4 protein-coding genes and 1 pseudogene are annotated in these 3,547 nt (G+C 40.9%); 4 read left to right on the plus strand and 1 reads right to left on the minus strand.

Annotated elements, in window-relative coordinates; all coding sequences use genetic code 11:
- Positions 1-390 precede the first annotated feature (390 nt).
- A complete protein-coding gene (gene rlmN / locus IM322_RS19240) occupies positions 391-1,404 on the plus strand; it encodes a dual-specificity RNA methyltransferase RlmN (protein WP_287673852.1) in 1,014 nt (337 codons plus the stop codon).
- A 554-nt stretch (positions 1,405-1,958) separates the two neighbouring features.
- Here rlmN and tnpA read toward each other — a convergent pair.
- Positions 1,959-2,402, minus strand: a complete 444-nt coding sequence (gene tnpA / locus IM322_RS19245; protein WP_287673853.1) for an IS200/IS605 family transposase — start codon at positions 2,400-2,402, stop codon at positions 1,959-1,961.
- Between tnpA and IM322_RS19250 the strand changes: the two genes are divergently transcribed.
- From IM322_RS19250 to cpcD, 3 genes and pseudogenes are all read left to right on the plus strand, one after another.
- Positions 2,385-2,774, plus strand: a complete 390-nt coding sequence (locus tag IM322_RS19250; RefSeq protein WP_287673854.1) for a hypothetical protein — start codon at positions 2,385-2,387, stop codon at positions 2,772-2,774. The two genes, tnpA and IM322_RS19250, sit on opposite strands and share 18 nt — an antisense overlap.
- Before the next feature lie 88 nt (positions 2,775-2,862).
- Positions 2,863-3,002 (plus strand): annotated as a pseudogene (locus IM322_RS19255) (dual-specificity RNA methyltransferase RlmN); the annotation flags it as partial.
- Between the two features lie 87 nt (positions 3,003-3,089).
- Positions 3,090-3,314: a rod-capping linker protein CpcD gene (cpcD, locus tag IM322_RS19260; RefSeq protein ID WP_287077698.1), complete on the plus strand. Its 225-nt coding sequence runs from the start codon at positions 3,090-3,092 to the stop codon at positions 3,312-3,314.
- Positions 3,315-3,547: the final 233 nt, after the last annotated feature.

Below are 3,547 nucleotides of genomic sequence, written 5' to 3' on the forward strand. Positions count from 1 at the left end.
CATTATTCCTCCCATCGAGCTATATTCTGAATTGCCAGTTATAACTATTATAATCTCATTTCTCTTTGTGATCAAGTTGAAGATGTTCTAGTTTTTGACGGACATAAGCATTAATACTCATTGCATAAGTGAGATGCTCCCATAGGCAAGAGGCAAAAGGGGGAATAAATAATCAGTTTTTAATAACCAGATTTAGTATAAAAAGGAATACCCAACAGTAGAAATCCTTAGGCTAAGTTTAAGTTATAGTTTTAAGTATTTAATTGACTAACAAAGACTAGAGAAGGATCAAAGGAAAAAAATGTCAATTAATGAATACAATTTTGTTACGTTTTTGCTTCTAGGGATGATCGATCGGTTAGAATGGTAAGACGATCAATGACAACAATTATGACTTTACTAGCGAAATCTTTAGAGGAACTGACCGACTGGGTAAAAGACCAGGGACAACCCGCTTATCGGGGTAAACAATTACACCAATGGCTATATGAAAAAGGGGTGCATTCTTTGGCGGATATTTCCGTATTCCCCCAAGAATGGCGCAGCAAGATGGCAGACTATCCTATTGGTCGTTCCCTTATACATTATCGCAGTGTAGCACCCGATCGCACTCGTAAATATCTGCTAAAACTGGCGGATGGTTTAATTATCGAAGCGGTGGGAATTCCCAGTGAAAAAAGATTGACAGTCTGTGTTTCTTCGCAAGTGGGTTGCCCGATGGCCTGTGATTTTTGTGCCACGGGAAAAGGGGGTTTTACTCGTAATTTACAAGCTCATGAAATCGTTGACCAAGTGTTAACAGTACAGGAGGATTTTCAGCAACGAGTTAGTCATGTGGTGTTTATGGGGATGGGGGAACCTTTATTAAATATCCCCGAAGTGGTGACAGCGATTCATTCCCTTAATAAAGATGTGGGTATCGGTCAGCGTTGTTTAACGATTTCTACCGTGGGATTACCCCATAAAATCAAGCAACTAGCAGCCCATAATTTACAAGTAACTTTTGCTGTTAGTCTCCATGCTTCTAATCAACAAGTTCGCTCCAAATTAATCCCCAGTGCCGATCATTATACCCTAAGTAATCTGATCCAAGACTGTCAGGAATACGTTCAAATCACGGGACGAAGGGTGACATTTGAATACATTCTTTTAGCGGGAGTTAATGATTTACCCGAACACGCAAGGGAATTAGTCAAACTGGTGAAAGGGTTTCAATCCCACGTCAATCTTATTCCTTATAATCCCATTCAAGAGGTGGATTATCAACGGCCTGATGAAAAAAGAATCAGGGCTTTTAAAACTATTTTAGAACAGGAAAAAGTCGCCGTTACTGTCCGTTATTCCAGAGGTTTAGCGGCCGATGCGGCCTGTGGACAATTGCGAGCGAGCGTCATGGTCAAATAAACTTAATTTGTTCACTACTCTACCATCAGTTTTCTCTGTTATAATTAGAGTAACAGAGGAGTGTTGGCTGTGGGGTTTGTTAATAATTGTAAAATTTAATCAAGATCGGGGTGGTTATCGGGTAACACCTCAACAGTAGGGCAGATAACTGTTAAGTATGCTTCTTTAACTAGCGGTTTTGGTTATCCTGTTGCGGAATTTTTTCAGAGAGGTAAATTTTAGTATTTGTCAGCCACAGCAACTCGACTATTGGTAATTTCTTCGAATTCGGGGGTAAGGATCATGAAAAGTAAAATATTAGCAATTGCAGCTTTAGGAACTTTAGCGGTTTTTAATTGTTTTCCTCGGGTATGTTATAGTCAACCGCTACTCGTTAGCAAAGAATCAACCACACCCACCTCGATCATAATTGATGATGAGGAGATGGCACAACTTCCCATGCCTGTTCGTCAAGGATTGGAACTTTATCTAGCGGGCAATACTGGTGGTGCAGTTGATGTGTGGTTAGATAACGCAAATGAACTACCCCGCCGCAAGCGGACGGGGTATCAGAATCAAAATATACTCAATTGTAGATTTTGGTGTAGCTGCAGGTATTCTTTATCTTGTTCTTTTACATATCTCGCTATCATACCTTCATCCCCATGCTTTCCTACCGTACTTGCGTAATATCCATCACTCCAAAACTCTCCTCCCCACAACTGCTTTTTCACTTGAGGACACTTTTTGAAAATTTCTCTCGCCGTTATACTTTTAATCATTGTCACTATCCTTGTCACACTATAGGTCGGTACTGATTGCACCAGAAAATGCACATGATCTTTATCCACTCCAATTTCTACAAACTTTATCTCGTATCGTTTTTCCATCTCTAGACAGACTTCTTTCAACAAGCTATCTACCTGTTCGTCGAAAACGGCTTTACGATATTTGGCTGGGAACACTAAATGATATAGCAAAACACTTACATTATGGCTCTTATGGATGTATTCACTCATTTTTCTATTATACGCCGCGAGCGGCGGGGAATTAGACCCGAAGAGATTAAATTCGCCAAGGATCATGAGGATTTTTTTGAATCAGCTGAACAAGCTAGAAGTGAAGTACAAGGCTGGGAGGAATTCCGTTTGAAACTGAAAAAAATTCTCAAACAACACAATCAAGCTAGTGGACCTTGTAAACAATCTATTTTCCTGCAAGAACTTATCTATCCCCAGAATAAGTTTTTAAGACGTTTTTTCCTGAAACTTCAGCACGAACAAGATTCTTTGTTTGTAGAATTTGTCACCTTACAGACCCCTAAAGGAGTGTATATTACCCACATTCACTTTGATCCAGACCTGCGAGAAATCATCAAGGATGATAAGTAGGACAACATCAATCGACTACACTAGATCAAGGTGGTAGCGTTGCGACTTATCAGCAGGCTTATCTTCAAACAATTAACAGCGATCACTTAATCCCATTCAAGAGGTGGATTATCAACGGCCAGATCAAAAGAGAATTAAGGCTTTTAAAACTATTTTAGAACGGGAAAAAGAGGTTTAGCGGCCGATGCGGCCTGTGGACAATTGCGATCGAGCGTCATGGTAAAATAAACAACCGTCAATCGGCCATTAACTAGATTGCTAGTCTCCCTGCTAGGCTAAACTAGAGAACTATAACATCAAGTAGGAGCCCTTTAGATGCAAAGTCTCTCTAGTGCCAAAGAAAATCGCCTTTTTGTCTATGAAGTCGTCGGTTTGAGTCAAAATGACAAGACTGATAACCTAGATTATTCTATCCGTAAGAGTGGCAGTGTCTTTTTAACCGTTCCCTATGGCCGCATGAATCAAGAAATGCGTCGGATTACCCGTTTAGGCGCTCGCATCGTCAGCATTAAACCCTTAAACGCAGCTGCAGCCCAGTAGTTGAAAAAATAATTATCGGTAATATCTCTCCCCCGCTCTTGTCCTCATCAGGCAACCTAGGGGGATTTTTAGCATAAATAGGGAAAAGTAGCTTGACATCCTCGCCGCCGTAAAACGGACGGCGATTCCTCACCACGCCACTTTTTTAGGGTGGTCGCTGAACGGGGTTGACGCTTCACGGGATGCTGCTTCTTTAACAGAAGTCTTACGCTTTCCTCCACGTCCATTTTGAG

The organism is Microcystis sp. M109S1 (assembly GCF_020247025.1).
Taxonomy (GTDB): Bacteria; Cyanobacteriota; Cyanobacteriia; order Cyanobacteriales; family Microcystaceae; genus Microcystis.